This window comes from Curtobacterium luteum, assembly GCF_001475545.1.
Classification (GTDB): Bacteria; Actinomycetota; Actinomycetes; order Actinomycetales; family Microbacteriaceae; genus Curtobacterium; species Curtobacterium luteum_A.
Genome location: NZ_LDQC01000008.1, coordinates 15422 through 31256 on the forward strand (window position 1 = coordinate 15422; position 15835 = coordinate 31256).

Sequence of the window (15835 nt, forward strand, 5' to 3'; positions counted from 1 at the left end):
TTCCTCCTTGGTCATCCTCTTTGACAACGAGCGTCAAGGATTCCTATGCTCGGCGTGCGTCAGAGAGCGTGGGACGACTCACGGGGGCGCACGAATGCTCCTTCGATGGAGTAGAGCAAGCACAACGAGGTGGAGGTCCACATGGCAGGCAGGGACGTGCTCGTCGTCGGCAGCGTCAACTACGACTACATCGTCACTCAGGACCGACTCCCTCGACGCGGCGAGACGTTTGTCGCGACCGACGCAGAAGGCGCCTTCGGTGGGAAGGGCGCGAACCAGGCCGTCCAGGCTGCCCGGCTCGGCGCCCGTGTCCGGTTCATCGGTGCAACGGGTGCCGACAGCCTCGGGCAGATGTGCCTCGACAACCTGCGGAACCAGGGCGTCGACTGTCACATGCGGCCAACCGGGCAACCGAATGGGCTGGGTATCGTCCACGTCGTGGGTGAGGGCGACGTCTACGCCACGATTGTCGAGGGAGCAAACGGGACGGTCGACCCAGATTGGATCGATGAGAACGAGCAGTTGTTCCACGATGCCGGCGTAGTCGTGATCCAGAACGAGATCCCCGCCGAAGCGAACGAGAGGGCCGTTGATCTGGCCGTCGCGGCCGCCGTACCCGTCGTGTTCAACGCTGCTCCCGCACGGCCGGTCGCGGAAAGCGTGACGCGCCGGTGCGCGTGGTTGGTTGTGAACGAGGACGAAGCGAGCGCCTACCTCGGACGAGAGCTTGGCGACGTCCGCGACGACACGGCAATGCGTCGGGCAGTGGTCGACCTGCAGCTTCTCTGCTCGGGTGTGGTCCTGACGCTCGGGAGCCGTGGGTGCTACGTCGCTGACGGACCGCACCTCCGGTTCGTGGAAGCCGTACCCACTCACGCCGTAGACTCAACCGGCGCCGGAGACTCGTTCATCGGCGCGTTCGCCAACGCGCTCGTCGACGGCTCCGACCCGTTCGCCGCTGCCGTGGACGCGACACGTGTGGCCTCCATCACGGTCGAGGGCGTCGGTGCACAGTCCAGCATGCCGACCCGCGAGGTGCTCACCAGTGAAGTCCTTTGAGCGACACCAGCTCATCCTTGACCAGGCGGCCTCCGGCGAACCGGTCACGATCGAAGCCCTGATCGACGTCACCGGAGCATCGCCGTCGACAGTGCGCCGCGACATCAGGGCCCTCGAGGACACTGGCAGGATAGTGAGTCTTCGCGGCGGTGCCATCCGGTTGGAGGACTCCGCAAGCGAAGTGCCGATCGCAACGAAGTCTCTGATCAACCGGGACCAGAAGACGGCGATCGCCGAGGCCGCAGCCGCTCTTGTCTCGGACGGCGACACCATCTACGTCGATTCCGGAACGACCGCCACGGAGCTCATGCGCGCCCTCCGCGGTGCACGGGTGCACGTGATCACGTCGAACACCCACGCGCTGAGCCTGCCACTGACGCCGAGCATCAGCATCACTGCGCTCGGCGGTGACGTCCTCCCCGAGATTGGCTCGGTGGCTGGCCCGATCACCGACCGCGAGCTTGCAGACCTGTACTTCGACAAGGCGTTCATCGGCGTAACCGGCATCGATGCGGACGCTGGCGTCACGACCTTCGACATACGAGAAGCGAACAAGAAGCGAATTGTCCACGCGCACACTCGCCACACCTACGTTCTCGCAGACAGCAGCAAGTTCGACCGGGTGTCACTCTGCCACTCCTTCCCGCTCGCCGACTGCACAGTGATCACCGACACCGACGGTGACGTACTACAGCACGCCGGCGCTGCGGTCGTCGCGCTCAGCGCATCGACCGGTTCGGCCAAGCGCGATCTGAGTTGAAGCAGGCCGCGTGATACAAAATGCCCATCCGCAGACCAGGGCATTGGCCGGGAACACACCCGGCGCACTGAGCGACAGGAAAAGAGCAACCGGGGACCCACCGATGGTGCTCCTGCGGCGAGAAACACACCCGAGCGGATTGCCGGGACCAGCTTGGGCGACCCGAGCGTCCGATAGCCGATGGTGCTTTCAAGGAGTCGTCGCAACGAAGGACTTCGAGGCGACCTTACGGGGCCGGGGGCATGCTTGGCGTCATGACGATCTACCCGGGTGATCCGCGCGACGTCTACCGGCGTCGTCGCGGACTGGTCAACGGCATCAACCGCATGAACAACACCAGCCCCGCCCTGTTCGAGGCCGGCCTGAGCACCCTCACCCTCGACGAGCACGACACTCGAAACGGCTTCAACGCAATCGCGCAGCTACCGGAGTTCCAACTACTGGACTGACGAGCCCGCGCCTCCAAACTTCATAGACCCTGAACTCCCCCTCGCCACGTCCGGCAGGGGGTATTCGTCGTTCCTCGAAGCGAACGCAGACCAAGGCACGCGTCGCGGTACGCTCCCCAGCGGTCGTCGGGACAGGACGAGCGACCCTGGGAGCGGAGCTGAGCGCGGTTTTCCACCTCGGCCTGCTGTCACGCTCGAATATTCCGACTGAGATCGCCGAAAACTCCGAACACCCCTGCGCTCCGCCTCCAGGATTCGAACCCGGACCTAACGGCACCAAAGGCCGTCGTGCTGCCGTTACACCAAGGCGGAACACACCGGGTCAGGGTGGAGCCTGCCCGGTGCCCGTCCATCCTCCCATGCCTCGGTCGGTGGCCGTGCGCTCCCGGTTCGGCCAAGATGGGGGGATGCCGCAGGAGGACGAGGTCGATCGCATCGTCGCGGCGTGGGGGCGTGAGCGGGACGACCTCGACTTCGCCCCGCTCGAGGTGTTCTCGCGGGTCGACCGGCTGGCGCGACACCTCGACCGGGCACGGCGGGCAGCGTTCGACGCGAGCGGTGTCGAGCCGTGGGAGTTCGACGTCCTGTCGGCGCTCCGGCGGGCGGGCGAGCCGTACGAGCTGAGCCCGAAGACGCTCCTGCAGCAGACCCTGGTGTCGAGCGGCACGATGACGAACCGCGTCGACCGGTTGGCGGCGCGCGGCTTGGTGAGCCGGCGGACGGACCCGCGCGACGGCCGCGGCATCCTCGTCGCGCTGACGCCGTCCGGGCGGCAGGCGGTGGACGCGGCGATCGCGGACCTGCTCATCGCCGAGCGCGGGATCCTCGACGAGGTGTCCGGCCCGGAGCAGGCGCAGCTGTCCGGCCTGCTCCGCCGACTGATCCTCGGCCTCGGCGACTGACCGCGACCGACGGCGAGCGCGTACGGCCGCGCACGACCGACCACGATCGACCACGACCGATCGGAATAGCCTGCGGCCATGCACGCGATCACCCTGGCCGTGGCCGACGTCGAGCGCTCCGCCGTGTTCTACCGGGCTCTGCTGGGCATCGAGGGCAGCGGCGTCATCGGCACCGAGTACCCCCGCACGGAGTCGCAGGCGGGCGGCACGACGGCGATGTTCACCCTCGACGACGGCCTCATCGTGAGCGTGTACGCCCGCGAGGACATGGCACTCGACTCCGGCGTCGACCTCCCGCACGGCCCGACGTCGACCATCGGGCACTTCGTCGGCTCGCAGGCGGAGGCGGACGCGTTCCTCGACCGTGCGCGGGCGGCGGGGGCGACCGTGCTCGCAGCGCCGTACACACGCCCGTGGGGCATGTACTCCGGCTTCTTCCAGGACCTGGACGGCCACCTCTGGGAGGTCGTGGCCAACCCGGGCGGTGGCGACCCTGCGGACGCGCAGCCTGCTGCGGGGTAGCGCCCCGCACAACCAAACTCACCGAGAACCAGGGATCCGCGTGGTTCGAGGAACCTTTGGTTGTGCGAAGACATGCCGCACCGCGAACGCGCTCGTGGCCGCGCCGCGCACCCCGCCCCGCTACACCCCGAGCAGCTCCGCGACCTCGAGCCAGCGCTCCTCGAGCTGCTCGACCTCGGCCTCGAGCGCCCCGAGCTTCGCCTGCAGCGCGCCGAGGCCCGCGTAGTCGGACTGGTCGTGCGCCGCGAACGCGTCGAGGACCTCCTGCCGGTCGGCGCCGACGCGGGCGATCCGGCGGTCGAGCGCCGACATCTCCTTCTCCGCCGCCCGACGCTCCGCACCGGCGAGCGCCGGAACGGCGGCCGTGGCCGCACCAGACCCTGCAGCAGCACCCCCGGCCCCTGCCCCCGACCCGGCCATGCTGCCGGCCGAGCCGGTCCCGCCTGCCGTGTCGGGCCTCCCGGCCGCAGCGGCGGCAGCCGCCGACGCGGTCGCCGGCACCGAGCCCGACGCACGCAACCGCATGTACTCGTCGACCCCGCCGGGCAGGTGGCGGAGGTGCCCGCCGAGCACGGCGTACTGCTGGTCGGTGACGCGTTCGAGCAGGTAGCGGTCGTGTGAGACGACGAGCAGGGTGCCGGGCCACGTGTCGAGGAGGTCCTCCATGGCGGCGAGCATGTCGGTGTCGAGGTCGTTCGTGGGCTCGTCGAGGATGAGGACGTTCGGCTCGTCGAGCAGGATGAGCATGAGTTGCAGGCGCCGCTTCTGCCCACCGCTCAGGTCCTTGATGGGCGTCGAGAGCTGCGCGGAGGTGAAGCCGAGGCGCTCGAGGAGCTGCGACGGGGTCATCTCCTTGCCGTCCGCGACGTAGCTCGTCTTCTTGCGGGCGACGACCTCACGCACCCGGTCGTCCGCGTACTGCTGGAGGTCGGCGAGCTGCTGGTCGAGCACCGCGACCTGCACGGTCTTGCCGGTCTTGACGCGGCCCGTGGTGGGCTGGAGCTTGCCGGACACCAGGTTGAGCAGCGTCGACTTGCCCGCGCCGTTCGGTCCGAGGATGCCGGTCCGCTCCCCCGGCGCGATCCGCCACTCGACGTCCCGCAGGATGACGTCGTCGCCGAACGTGACACCGGCGTCGAGCAGGTCGACGACGTCCTTGCCGAGGCGCGCGGTCGCCATCTGCGAGAGCGCGACGGTGTCGCGGATCGGCGGGACGTCATCGATGAGGGCGTTGGCCGCGTCGATGCGGAACTTCGGCTTGCTGGTCCGGGCAGGGGCGCCGCGGCGGAGCCACGCGAGCTCCTTGCGGGCGAGGTTCTGCCGGCGCTGCTCGGACGCCGCGGCCTGTCGGTCACGCTCGACGCGCTGGAGGATGTACGCCGCGTACCCGCCCTCGAAGGGCTCCACGATGCCGTCGTGGACCTCCCACGTGTCGGTCGACACGGCGTCGAGGAACCACCGGTCGTGCGTCACGACGACGAGTCCGCCCTGGTTCGCGGACCACCGACGCTTGATGTGGTCGGCGAGCCACTGGATGCCCTCGACGTCGAGGTGGTTCGTCGGCTCGTCGAGGAACAGCACGTCCCAGTCGCCGACGAGGAGCTTCGCGAGGGCGATCCGCCGCCGCTGGCCACCGGAGAGGTCGTCGACGTTCGCCTCCCACGGGATGTCCGAGACGAGGCCGCCGATGATGTCGCGGATGGTCGGGTCGCCGGCCCACTCGTGCTCGGCTCGGTCGCCGACGACGGTGGCTCCGACGGTCGCGCCCGCCGGCAGGACGTCCCGCTGGTCGAGGTACCCGACCGTCAGGCCGCGGCGATGCGTGACCCGGCCGTCGTCCGGCTCGATCCGCTTCGAGAGGAGCGCGAGGAGCGTCGACTTGCCGTCGCCGTTGCGGCCGACCACACCGATGCGGTCGCCCTCGTCGATGCCGAGGGTGACGCTGTCGAAGACGACACGGGTGGGGAACTCGAGATGCAGGTTCTCGGCGCCGAGGAGATGAGCCACCCGACAAGGGTACGGGGGCGCGCGGCGCGCTTGTGCTTGACCCTGTTACGTCGGGCTGCACCGACAGCCGGTGTGGTTCGGCGCCGCACAACCAAAGACAGCTCGAACCAGGGAACCGCGTGGTTCGGTTGCACGTTGGTGGTGCGGCGCGGTGCGCTGCGGCGGACCGGCCTGGAGGCGCGACTCAGCTCGACGGGGTCGAGTCGCCCTCGCCGGCGGCCTCCTTGGCACGCTTCAGGCGCGCCTGCGCCTCCCAGTACTCGATCTCGCGCTCGAGGTCGGCGAGCTCCTGCTCGGTCCCGCTGACGCGCTTGTCACCGTGGGCCGAGCGGGCCTCGCCGAGCGTGGCGTACCGGTCCTCGTGGCGGACGGGGTCGAGGTAGCGGCCGTGGTTCCGCTCGCCCGGAGCCCAGTCGTGCCCGACCGCGAACCACACGATCGGACCGACGACGGGGACGAAGATGCAGATGAGGACCCAGGCGAGCTTCGGCAGGCCCCGGATCTCGGCGTCCGTCTTCGTCAGGATGTCGATCAGGGCGAAGACGAGCAGGAGGGTCCCCGCCCCGTACAGCAGCACGCTCATGAGGACGAAGTCTATGGACCGGCCGAGAGCCCGGCTACGCCCCGAACGCATGCCGGAGTTGCGATCGGGCAACGGTCTCCTGCGACGGCGTACAGGTTTCGACAGGCGCCGGAGTGCTGGCCGCGGTCAGAGGGCAGCGACCCACTCGTCGGAACCGTCGAGGAACCGCTGGTGCTTCCAGATCGGGGTCCGCTCCTTCACGAGGTCGATGAGCGCCGCGCACGCTGCGAAGGCCTGCGCCCGGTGCGGCGAGGCGACGGCTGCGGCGAGCGCGACGTCCCCCACCACGAGGGCTCCGACCCGGTGCAGCACGGCGATCCGGACCTCGGGGTGCTCCGCTGCGATCGTCTCGGCGACCTCGCGGAGCACGGCGGCCGCGGTCGGGTGCCCCTCGTAGTCGAGCGCGGTGACGCCCTTGCCGCCGTCGTGGTCGCGGACGACCCCGGCGAAGGTCACGACGGCGCCGTCACGGTCGGATGCCACTGCCGTGCTCGTCTCCTCGACCGTCACGTCGCGGTCGACGACGTCGGCGAGCAGGACCCGCCCGGAAGCCTGCGTCCCGGTCACGAGGCGCTCCGCGGGGCATGCCCGGCGCCGTGCAACTGGGCGAGCACGTGATCGAGCAGCCCGTCGAGGACGTCGAGTCCGTCCACCACCCCGCCGCGCGAGCCGGGGAGCGTGACGACGAGCGCTCCACTGGCGACGCCCGCGACGCCGCGGCTGAGGAGTGCGGTGGGTCCGGCCCCGGCGAGGCCACGGCGACGGATCTCCTCGATGATGCCCGGGAGCTCGAGGTCGAGCAGCGGCGCGACGGCCTCGGGCGTGCGGTCGGTGGGGGTGACACCGGTGCCGCCGGTGGTGATGACGACCCGGGCACCGGCGAGGACCTCGCCCGTGATCGTCTCCGCGATCGGCCCGCCGTCGGGCACGATCGTCGGCTCCGCCACCGTGAAGCCGTGCTCGCGGAGCCAGGCGGCGATCACCGGTCCGGTCCGGTCGAGCGCGCTGTCCGTGGCTGCCTGCGTGGACACGACGAGCACCCCCGCGCGTCCCTGCGTCGGTTCGGATGTCATCGGTCTGCCTCCCAGTCGCCCGAGCGGCCGCCGTGCTTCTCGAGCACCCGCACGTCGGTGATCGTCGCTGCCCGGTCGACCGCCTTGACCATGTCGTACACCGTGAGGGCCCCGACGCTGGCGCCGGTCAGGGCCTCCATCTCGACGCCGGTGCGCGAGGTCGTGCGGACGGACACCTCGACCACGACCCGGTCGTCGGTGCCGGTGATGTCGACCTGCACCCCGGAGATCGGCAGCGGGTGACACAGCGGGACGAGGTCGGAGGTCTTCTTCACCGCCATGATCGCGGCGATGCGGGCGGTGCCGACGACCTCGCCCTTGGGAAGCGAGCCGTCGAGGATGCGGGCGACGACGTCGGGCCGGGTCACGAGCGTCGCGGTCGCGGTCGCCGAGCGGTCGGTGACGTCCTTGTCGGAGACGTCGACCATGTGGGCCGATCCGTCGGGGCGGACGTGGGAGAGGTCGGTCATCTACAGGCTCCAGACGGTGAGCGGGTCGCCCGCTTCGACGGTGGCGGTGCCGACGGGGACGTGGACGAGGTGCGTCGCGGCGGCGTAGTGCGCGAGGAGGTGGGAGCTCGGGCCGCCGACCAGGTGGACACGACCGTCCTCCACCCTGCCCCGTCGGACCTGGTGCGTCGCCTCGGGCGAGACCGCGCGCTCGGCCGCGGGGAGCACCTGCACGGGGCGGTCGGCCGGGAGCCCGACGAGCGGCGCGAGCACCGGGCGGAGGAACACCTCGAACGAGACGAGCGCCGAGACGGGGTTGCCGGGGAACGCGACCACGGGGACGGCTCGGTCGCCGAACGTCACCGTCCCGAGTGCTTGCGGACCACCGGGTTGCATCGCGACCGGCGTGACCTCGAGTCCGCGTGGCTCGAGTGCCTGCCGCACGACCTCGTACGCACCGGCGCTGATCCCACCGGTGGTCAGGACGAGGTCGGCCCAGTCGCCGACGGCTCGGGTGACGCCCGCGAGGAACGCGGTCTCGTCGTCGGGGACCACGACGGTCCGGGCATCGGCGCCGACCTCGGCGAGCGCTGCGGTCAGGGTCACGCCGTTCGCGTCGCCGATGCCGGCACCGTGGACGTCGACACCGACGAGTTCGGAGCCGGTGCTGACGACGAGCACCCGGACCGGCCGGACGACGTCGACCTGTTCCACCCCGGCAGCGGCGAGGGCGCCGAGGAGCGCCGGCGTGACGAGCGCCCCGGCCTCGGCCACGACTCCGCCGCTGGGCAGGTCGGAGCCGGTGGTGCGGACGAAGTCGCCCGGGACGACGTCCTCGGGCACGTGCACGCGGTCGAGCGTCAGCGCCGCGGGGAACGCGCCGGTGTCGGTGCGTTCGACGGGGAAGACGGCGTCGGCACCGTCCGGGATGCGGGCACCGGTCATGATCGGCGCGGCGGCACCGGGCGCGAGCGGGGCGGGGACCCGGCCGGCCGGGATCGGCGCAGCGACCGTCAGTGACCGGCCGGCATCGGCGGCGCGGACGGCGAAGCCGTCCATCTGGCTGTTGTCGAACGCGGGGAGCGCGACCGGTGCGACGACGCGTGTCGCGAGCCGACGGCGGGCCCCGGCGCGGGCGTCGGCGGCGAGGTCGACGGTGCGCTGGGCCTCCAGGCCGGAGGAACCGGGCACACCGGACGTGAGCCGTGCGGTGACCGGGGCGAGCAGCGCAGCCACCGCTCCGGCGTGTCGACCGATCGTTCGCACAGGGCCCTCCGAAGTCGTGGACGGGGCAGGGGGACGTGAGCTACCCGGCGGAACCGCCGTCAGGGAGCGTCAGTAGCGTATCCAGCGCGCGACCTGCGCCGAGGACGATTCGGAGGACCTGTGGAGAACGACGTGACGATCGGTGTGATCGGTGGATCGGGCCTGTACGACCTGTTCGAGGCGGGCACGGCCGAGGAGCGGACGGTCGCGACACCGTTCGGCGAGACCTCCAGCCCGATCAGCATCGGCACGATGTCCGGCCGACGCGTGGCCTTCCTCACCCGACACGGTCGATCGCACTCGGTCGCACCCCACCGCATCAACCACCGCGCGAACACCTGGGCCCTGCGGTCGCTCGGGGTCCGGGCGATCGTCTCGTCGAGCGCCGTCGGGGGTCTGCACCCGGACTACGCGCCGGGCACGTTCGTCGTGACGGACCAACTCATCGACCGAACCTGGGGGCGCGCCGACACCTTCTTCGAGGACGACGTGCAGCACCTGTCGTTCGCCGACCCCTTCGACCCGGTGCTCCGGGACGCCGCCGTCGAGGCCGTCGCCGCACTCGGTCTGCCGCACCGGACGACCGGCACGTGCGTCGTGATCCAGGGCCCGCGGTTCTCGACCCGCGCCGAGTCGGTCTGGATGCGGGAAGCCGGCGGCCACACCATCAACATGACGATGACACCGGAGGTCCCGCTCGCCGCGGAACTCGGCATCGGTACGGTGAACCTCTCGTTCGTGACCGACGCCGACGCCGGTCTCGAACTCGCGGCGGGGCCGGACGACGAGCCGGTGACGCACGCGGCCGTCATGGAGCGGCTGCAGCGGGCGAACGAGGTCATCGTGCGGGCGATCGGCTCGATCGTCGCGGCGATCCCCGAGGACTTCGCGCCGCGCGAGCTCGTGCCGTCGACAGCGAGCGAGGCCGTGCTGGCGATGCCGGTGGCCGAGGGCGCCGCGTGACCCGCCTGCTCGTCACCGGCGGCGCGGGGTTCATCGGCTCCGCGATCGTCCGGCGGGCACTGACCGAGGGCCACGAGGTTCGGGTGCTGGACTCGCTCCGGCCCGACGTGCACGGCGACGCCGGCGCAGGGCACGCCCCCGTCCCCGAGGGCGTGGACTTCGTCCGGGGGGACGTCCGCGACGACACCGTGCTCGACGCTGCCCTCGACGGGATCGACGTCGTCTGCCACCAGGCGGCGAAGGTCGGACTCGGCGTCGACTTCCAGGACGCCCCCGACTACGTGTCCTCGAACGACACCGGGACGGCCCACGTCCTCGCCGCGATGGACCGGCACGGCATCGGCCGACTCGTCGTCGCGAGCTCGATGGTCGTCTACGGCGAGGGCGCGTACGCCACCGCTGCCGGCGACCCGACCCGGCCGCCTGCGCGCCGCCGCGAGGACCTCGACGCCGGACGCTTCGACCCGATCGGCCCCGACGGCGAGCCGCTCGTGCCGGGACTCATCGACGAGGACGCCGCGCTGGACCCCCGCAACGTGTACGCGCAGACGAAGGTGGCGCAGGAGCACCTGGCGTCCTCGTGGGCTCGCGCCACCGGTGGGCGGGCGATCGCGCTCCGCTACCACAACGTGTACGGGCCGGGCATGCCCGCGAACACGCCGTACGCCGGCGTCGCGTCCCTGTTCCGGTCGGCGCTCGCCCGCGGCGAGGCCCCCCGGGTGTTCGAGGACGGCCGGCAGCGGCGGGACTTCGTGCACGTGGACGACGTGGCCGGAGCGAACGCGGCGTCGATCGCAGCGACGGCCGACCTGCCGGACGACTCCTTCCGCGCCTACAACGTCGGCTCGGGCACCGTGCACACCATCGGCGAGATGGCCGCGGCGATCGCCGGGCCGGACGGTCCACAGCCGATCGTCACGGGCGAGTACCGGCTCGGGGACGTCCGGCACGTGACCGCGTCGTCGGAGCGGATCGGGCGCGAGCTCGGGTGGCACGCCGAGGTCGACTTCGAGCGGGGCATGCGCGAGTTCGCGACGGCACCGCTGCGGGCCGCGGTGCGCTGAGGGCCGGGCGGCAGCGCGGTCTCGCGGTCTCGCACCGCCCGGGACTCGTGCCCCGCGCCCCGAGACTCGTGCGCGCGCCCCGAGACTCGTGCCGCGCGCCCCGAGACTCGTGCAGGCGGACACGTCTCGTGTCCCGGAGCACGAGACGTGTCCGCCACCGCGAGACTCGGCCCCGCCGGCACGCCGCACCCCGCACCCCGCACGCCGCACGCGGCACGCCCGCCCCACCTCGGGGGACACGACATCTGGACACCGGGGTACAGTGCGGCCCGGTTCCGATCAGGCCGCTCGGGCACCGTGGACTCCATGTCGACGCCCGCGAGTCCCGCGAACCCCGAGCCGCACGGCGATCCCCGTCGATCCGGCCGTCCGCACCGAACAGACGGCATGAACGTCGACGTGATCCTGCCGTGCCTCGACGAGGCCGACGCCCTCCCCCGTGTGATCGGGCGACTGCCACAGGGCTACCGGGCGATCGTCGTCGACAACGGTTCGACCGACGGTTCCGCCGACGTCGCCCGTGCACACGGCGCCACGGTCGTCACCGAGCCCCGTCGCGGCTTCGGCTCGGCCTGCGCAGCGGGTGTCGCGGCCGCCACCGCGGACTTCGTCGCGTTCTGCGACGCGGACGCCTCGATGGACCCGGCCGAACTGCCGGGCCTCCTCGACCGGGTCGTGTCGGGCCGGACCGACCTCGCGCTCGGCCGCCGCGTCCCGACGTCGCGTGGCGCGTGGGCACCGCACGCGCGCTTCGCGAACCGCGTACTCGCGGTCCTCATGCGCCGAGCCACCGGCTACCGACTGCGCGACCTCGGGCCGATGCGCGTGATGCGCCGCGAGCAGCTCGTCGCGCTCGACCTGCAGGACCGACGCAGCGGCTACCCGCTGGAGATGGTCCTCGCCGCGCACGCCGCCGGCCTCCGCGTCGACGAGAGCGACATCGGCTACGCCCAGCGGATCGGCGACAGCAAGGTGACCGGCACGCTCCGCGGCACGGTCAACGCCGTCCGCGACATGTCGCGCCTCCTCCGCGCGTACCGCTCCGGCGAGCGCCGCCCCGGCAGGGTCCGGTCAGCGAGTCCCACGGAACCCGCCACGACCGGCCGGGAGGCCCGTCCCACCGCCGCCGACACCGCTCCCCTCGAGCGCGTGGCCGGTCCCGTCGAGGGGATGCGCTCGTGACCGCCGTGACGGTCGCGGTGGTCGCCAAGGAGTGCCTGCCCGGCCGCGTGAAGACCCGCCTCATCCCGGCGCTCGGACCCGAGGGTGCGGCCCGCGTCGCCGCCGCCAGCCTGTCCGACACCCTCGCGACGGTGCGCGCCATGCCGGCCGCGCGTCGGATCCTGTTCTTCGACGGCGAGGTCGTCCCGGCAGCTGCCGAGGGCTTCCACGTCCTCCCCCAGCCGACGGGTGACCTCGACGAGCGCCTCGGCACCCTGTTCGACGCGGTGCAGGGGCCGCTCCTGCTCGTCGGCATGGACACACCGCAGGTGCGTCCGGACGACCTCGCCCCGGTGTTCGAGCAGCCGGAGCGCGACGCCTGGTTCGGACCGGCGGAGGACGGTGGTTTCTGGGCGCTGTACATGCACGTCCCGGACGGATCACTCATCCGCGGTGTGCCGATGTCCCGCGACGACACCGGTGCGGTGCAGCGAGCCCGTCTCGTGGACGCCGGACTCGACGTCGGCGACCTCGTTCCCCTGCTCGACGTGGACGAGATCGCCGACGCCGACCGGGTGGCCGAACTCGCTCCCGACTCCGCGTTCGCCGCAGCACTCGCGTCCGAGCGCACGACCTCCGGAGGTGTCCGATGACCATGCACGCCCCGATGACCTTCGGCGCAGGCGGCGGCGAGCCGTACGCCCGCGCGCTCCGCTCCGACGGTCGGCTGCGACTCACCGACCCGAACCGCCCGGGCACCGTCGTCACGATGGACGTCGGCCGCTGGAGCGCCGCCGCCGACCGCGTCGACCGGTCGCTGCTCGACGACGCCGACGGCGGGGTCATCGACATCGGCTGCGGGCCGGGTCGGATGCTCGTCGCCGCGCGGGCCGTCGGTCTGCCCTCCCTCGGGGTCGACGTCTCGGCGGAGGCGGTCGCGATCGCCCGTCGTTCCGGAGGCAACGCCGTCCAGGGCTCCGTGTTCGACACGGTCCCCGACGAGGGGCACTGGGACACCGCGCTCGTCATCGACGGGAACATCGGCATCGGCGGCGACCCGACCGCCCTCCTGGCCCGGTGCCGCGCGATCGTGCGCCTCGGCGGCCGTGTGGTCGTCGAGACGAACCCGGAACGCGCCGCCGACCGGACCTACACGGCCCGCGTCATGGACGCCGAGGGTCACGAGAGCGCAGCGTTCCCGTGGGCCGAGGTCGGACTCGACGCCCTGCACGGGCACGCCGCCGACGCGGGGCTGCTCGCCCGGCAGAGCTGGACGGCCGAGGGCCGGACGTTCTGCGAGCTCATCGCCTGACCCACGACGTCAGCGGGACTCTTGTTTTGCATGATTCAAGAACAGCCCGTACGATGGCAGACATGCAGAACCGCGACTTCCCCTTCGGCGGCTCGTACGTGAGCGGCACCACGCGGCGCGACGAGCTCGGCTCCTACGCCGTCACCGCGGCCCAGCGTCCCCTCGGCACGTACACCGGAGTCACGGTCGCGGGCCCGCTGGGGCGCTTCGTCGACACGCAGGCGACCCGTGGCACGACCGCGACGGGTTCCGTGCGCACCGCGACCGGCTCGTTCCGCACGGCGACGGGTTCGCTCCGGACGGCGACGGGCTCGTTCCGCACGGCCTGAGTCCCGACCTCGACAGCGCCACCCCCAGACCGCGAGCGGTCGCCCACCGGATCGTCCCCCCTACCGATCCGGGCCGGGCGGCCGCTCGCTTCGTTCCCACCCCCGCCGAGCACGCGGACCACCCGGTGCCCGATCCGCCGCGCGACACGGACGACCAGCACGCGCACCGACACCCGGTGCCAGGATGGACCCATGAACGACCGCGCCGGAACCCCCGCGACCGCCGACGACCTCGTCGACCTCGACGCCCTGCTCGCCGCGTACCACGAGCGCGTCCCGGACGTCTCGGTCCCCGAGCAGAAGGTCGTCTTCGGCACCTCGGGCCACCGCGGCTCGTCGCTCGACACCGCGTTCAACGACACCCACATCGCAGCGATCACGCAGGCGATCGTCGAGTACCGCACCGAGCAGGGCACGGACGGACCGCTCTTCATCGGCCGCGACACCCACGCCCTCTCGGCCCCGGCCGAGCGGACCGCGCTCGAGGTCCTCGCCGCGAACGGCGTCCGGGTGCTCGCCGACAGCGCCGACGGATACGTCCCGACCCCGGCCCTGAGCCACGCGATCATCGCCTACAACCGCGCCGGCAACCCGGACACCGCGGACGGCATCGTCATCACGCCGAGCCACAACCCGCCCCGCGACGGCGGCTTCAAGTACAACCCCCCGCACGGCGGCCCGGCGGACAGCGACGCCACGAGCTGGATCGCCGACCGCGCGAACGCCATCATCGCCGGCGGCAACGCCGACGTGCAGCGCCGAGAGGACACGGACGCCGAGGGCTACGACTACCTCGGCTCCTACGTGGCCGACCTCGAGAACATCATCGACATCGACGCGATCAAGCGCGCCGGGGTCCGGATCGGCGCCGACCCCCTCGGCGGGGCGTCGCTGCCGTACTGGGAGCGCATCCGTGACCACTACGGTCTCGACCTCACGGTGGTGAACCCCGAGGTCGACCCGACGTGGGCGTTCATGACCCTCGACTGGGACGGCAAGATCCGCATGGACCCGTCGAGCGCGAGCGCGATGGCCTCGGTGGTCGCGCGCAAAGACGAGTTCGACGTGCTGACGGGCAACGACGCCGACTCCGACCGACACGGCATCGTGACCCCGGACGCCGGCCTGATGAACCCGAACCACTACCTCGCGGTCGCGATCGAGTACCTCTACGCCCACCGGCCCGAGTGGCGCGACGACGCCGCGATCGGCAAGACCCTCGTCTCGTCGAGCATCATCGACCGGGTCGCGGAGTCCCTCGGGCGTCGGCTGTGGGAGGTCCCGGTCGGGTTCAAGTGGTTCGTCCCCGGCCTGATCGACGGCTCGGTGGCGTTCGGCGGCGAGGAGTCCGCCGGTGCGAGCTTCCTCCGCAAGGACGGCACCGCGTGGACGACCGACAAGGACGGCATCATCCTGGCGCTCCTCGCGTCGGAGATCATCGCGGTGACCGGCAAGACCCCGTCGCAGCTCTACGCCGAGCTCACCGAACGCTTCGGCGCCCCGGTCTACCAGCGCGTGGACGCCGCGGCGAGCAAGGAGCAGAAGGCCCGCCTGTCCAAGCTCGACGGCGACGCCATCACCGCGGACACGCTCGCGGGCGACCCGATCACCGCCAAGCTCGCGAAGGCGCCCGGCAACGACGCCGCGGTCGGCGGCGTCAAGGTCGTGACGGACAAGGCCTGGTTCGCGGCGCGGCCGTCCGGTACCGAGGACGTCTACAAGATCTACGCCGAGAGCTTCGTCGGACAGGAGCACCTCGAGCAGGTGCAGCGCGAGGCCAAGGAGATCGTCGACGCGGCCCTCGGCGCGTAGCGGGACGCAGGCGTAGCCTCCGGCTGGTCGGCAGCAGCCGGAGGTCTGCCGATCCACTCAGGAACGAGCTCCGGGCGGACCTTCGCCTTGCGGAGGTTGTAACTTTGCACCCAGCGCAAAGTTT

The 15835-nt window shown here is 71.7% G+C and carries 18 protein-coding genes and 1 tRNA gene; 12 read left to right on the plus strand and 7 right to left on the minus strand.

Annotated features, from left to right (window positions below; translation table 11 throughout):
• Window positions 1-141 precede the first annotated feature (141 nt).
• From NS184_RS01360 to NS184_RS01370, 3 genes are all read left to right on the plus strand, one after another.
• On the plus strand, window positions 142-1059 hold the full coding sequence (locus NS184_RS01360) for a ribokinase (RefSeq protein WP_152997996.1): 918 nt from the start codon (window positions 142-144) through the stop codon (window positions 1057-1059).
• Window positions 1046-1819 carry a DeoR/GlpR family DNA-binding transcription regulator gene (locus NS184_RS01365; protein ID WP_058724352.1) on the plus strand — a complete coding sequence of 258 codons (774 nt, stop codon included), beginning with the start codon at window positions 1046-1048 and terminating at the stop codon, window positions 1817-1819. The genes NS184_RS01360 and NS184_RS01365 overlap by 14 nt, the downstream gene beginning before the upstream one ends.
• Before the next feature lie 254 nt (window positions 1820-2073).
• Window positions 2074-2268, plus strand: coding sequence for a hypothetical protein (locus NS184_RS01370; protein ID WP_152997997.1), 195 nt, complete (start codon window positions 2074-2076; stop codon window positions 2266-2268).
• A gap of 240 nt (window positions 2269-2508) precedes the next feature.
• Here NS184_RS01370 and NS184_RS01375 read toward each other — a convergent pair.
• Window positions 2509-2580: transfer RNA gene (locus tag NS184_RS01375), tRNA-Gln, on the minus strand.
• Window positions 2581-2675: 95 nt separating this feature from the next.
• On the opposite strand from NS184_RS01375, the gene NS184_RS01380 reads away from it, so the two are divergent.
• Window positions 2676-3170, plus strand: coding sequence for a MarR family winged helix-turn-helix transcriptional regulator (locus tag NS184_RS01380; protein ID WP_058724354.1), 495 nt, complete (start codon window positions 2676-2678; stop codon window positions 3168-3170).
• Window positions 3171-3248: 78 nt separating this feature from the next.
• Window positions 3249-3692: a VOC family protein gene (locus NS184_RS01385; RefSeq protein WP_058724355.1), complete on the plus strand. Its 444-nt coding sequence runs from the start codon at window positions 3249-3251 to the stop codon at window positions 3690-3692.
• A gap of 120 nt (window positions 3693-3812) precedes the next feature.
• On the opposite strand, the gene NS184_RS01390 is transcribed toward NS184_RS01385, so the two are convergent.
• From NS184_RS01390 to NS184_RS01415, 6 genes are all read right to left on the minus strand, one after another.
• Complete coding sequence (locus tag NS184_RS01390; protein WP_058724356.1) at window positions 3813-5699, minus strand: ABC-F family ATP-binding cassette domain-containing protein; 1887 nt, start codon at window positions 5697-5699, stop codon at window positions 3813-3815.
• Window positions 5700-5883: 184 nt separating this feature from the next.
• Window positions 5884-6282: a PLD nuclease N-terminal domain-containing protein gene (locus NS184_RS01395; protein WP_058724357.1), complete on the minus strand. Its 399-nt coding sequence runs from the start codon at window positions 6280-6282 to the stop codon at window positions 5884-5886.
• A 126-nt stretch (window positions 6283-6408) separates the two neighbouring features.
• The gene (locus tag NS184_RS01400) at window positions 6409-6849 is read right to left on the minus strand and encodes a molybdenum cofactor biosynthesis protein MoaE (RefSeq protein WP_058724358.1); all 441 of its coding nucleotides are present in this window, start codon (window positions 6847-6849) and stop codon (window positions 6409-6411) included.
• Complete coding sequence (locus tag NS184_RS01405; protein WP_058724359.1) at window positions 6846-7355, minus strand: MogA/MoaB family molybdenum cofactor biosynthesis protein; 510 nt, start codon at window positions 7353-7355, stop codon at window positions 6846-6848. Before NS184_RS01405 ends, NS184_RS01400 begins: the two co-directional genes overlap by 4 nt.
• Window positions 7352-7825: a cyclic pyranopterin monophosphate synthase MoaC gene (gene moaC, locus NS184_RS01410; protein ID WP_058724360.1), complete on the minus strand. Its 474-nt coding sequence runs from the start codon at window positions 7823-7825 to the stop codon at window positions 7352-7354. The genes NS184_RS01405 and moaC overlap by 4 nt, the downstream gene beginning before the upstream one ends.
• On the minus strand, window positions 7826-9070 hold the full coding sequence (locus NS184_RS01415) for a molybdopterin molybdotransferase MoeA (RefSeq protein ID WP_058724361.1): 1245 nt from the start codon (window positions 9068-9070) through the stop codon (window positions 7826-7828).
• A gap of 120 nt (window positions 9071-9190) precedes the next feature.
• On the opposite strand from NS184_RS01415, the gene NS184_RS01420 reads away from it, so the two are divergent.
• From NS184_RS01420 to pgm, 7 genes are all read left to right on the plus strand, one after another.
• On the plus strand, window positions 9191-10033 hold the full coding sequence (locus tag NS184_RS01420) for an MTAP family purine nucleoside phosphorylase (protein WP_058724362.1): 843 nt from the start codon (window positions 9191-9193) through the stop codon (window positions 10031-10033).
• Complete coding sequence (locus NS184_RS01425) at window positions 10030-11097, plus strand: NAD-dependent epimerase/dehydratase family protein (protein WP_058724363.1); 1068 nt, start codon at window positions 10030-10032, stop codon at window positions 11095-11097. The genes NS184_RS01420 and NS184_RS01425 overlap by 4 nt, the downstream gene beginning before the upstream one ends.
• Before the next feature lie 387 nt (window positions 11098-11484).
• On the plus strand, window positions 11485-12279 hold the full coding sequence (locus NS184_RS01430) for a glycosyltransferase family 2 protein (RefSeq protein ID WP_083513355.1): 795 nt from the start codon (window positions 11485-11487) through the stop codon (window positions 12277-12279).
• Window positions 12276-12911, plus strand: a complete 636-nt coding sequence (locus NS184_RS01435) for a TIGR04282 family arsenosugar biosynthesis glycosyltransferase (RefSeq protein ID WP_058724364.1) — start codon at window positions 12276-12278, stop codon at window positions 12909-12911. The genes NS184_RS01430 and NS184_RS01435 overlap by 4 nt, the downstream gene beginning before the upstream one ends.
• Window positions 12908-13570, plus strand: coding sequence for a class I SAM-dependent methyltransferase (locus tag NS184_RS01440; RefSeq protein ID WP_058724365.1), 663 nt, complete (start codon window positions 12908-12910; stop codon window positions 13568-13570). Before NS184_RS01435 ends, NS184_RS01440 begins: the two co-directional genes overlap by 4 nt.
• Before the next feature lie 62 nt (window positions 13571-13632).
• Complete coding sequence (locus tag NS184_RS01445) at window positions 13633-13899, plus strand: hypothetical protein (protein ID WP_058724366.1); 267 nt, start codon at window positions 13633-13635, stop codon at window positions 13897-13899.
• A gap of 192 nt (window positions 13900-14091) precedes the next feature.
• The gene (gene pgm, locus NS184_RS01450; RefSeq protein WP_058724367.1) at window positions 14092-15711 is read left to right on the plus strand and encodes a phosphoglucomutase (alpha-D-glucose-1,6-bisphosphate-dependent); all 1620 of its coding nucleotides are present in this window, start codon (window positions 14092-14094) and stop codon (window positions 15709-15711) included.
• The last annotated feature ends 124 nt before the right edge of the window (window positions 15712-15835 follow it).

Excerpts from the sequence above, each read along its gene's own strand:
- NS184_RS01405 (WP_058724359.1), bottom strand. The coding sequence starts at position 7,355 with ATGACATCCGAACCGACGCAGGGACGCGCGGGGGTGCTCGTCGTGTCC.
- NS184_RS01385 (WP_058724355.1), top strand. The coding sequence starts at position 3,249 with ATGCACGCGATCACCCTGGCCGTGGCCGACGTCGAGCGCTCCGCCGTG.
- NS184_RS01445 (WP_058724366.1), top strand. The coding sequence starts at position 13,633 with ATGCAGAACCGCGACTTCCCCTTCGGCGGCTCGTACGTGAGCGGCACC.
- moaC (WP_058724360.1), bottom strand. The coding sequence starts at position 7,825 with ATGACCGACCTCTCCCACGTCCGCCCCGACGGATCGGCCCACATGGTC.
- NS184_RS01360 (WP_152997996.1), top strand. The coding sequence starts at position 142 with ATGGCAGGCAGGGACGTGCTCGTCGTCGGCAGCGTCAACTACGACTAC.
- pgm (WP_058724367.1), top strand. The coding sequence starts at position 14,092 with ATGAACGACCGCGCCGGAACCCCCGCGACCGCCGACGACCTCGTCGAC.
- NS184_RS01380 (WP_058724354.1), top strand. The coding sequence starts at position 2,676 with ATGCCGCAGGAGGACGAGGTCGATCGCATCGTCGCGGCGTGGGGGCGT.
- NS184_RS01440 (WP_058724365.1), top strand. The coding sequence starts at position 12,908 with ATGACCATGCACGCCCCGATGACCTTCGGCGCAGGCGGCGGCGAGCCG.
- NS184_RS01395 (WP_058724357.1), bottom strand. The coding sequence starts at position 6,282 with ATGAGCGTGCTGCTGTACGGGGCGGGGACCCTCCTGCTCGTCTTCGCC.
- NS184_RS01370 (WP_152997997.1), top strand. The coding sequence starts at position 2,074 with ATGACGATCTACCCGGGTGATCCGCGCGACGTCTACCGGCGTCGTCGC.
- NS184_RS01430 (WP_083513355.1), top strand. The coding sequence starts at position 11,485 with ATGAACGTCGACGTGATCCTGCCGTGCCTCGACGAGGCCGACGCCCTC.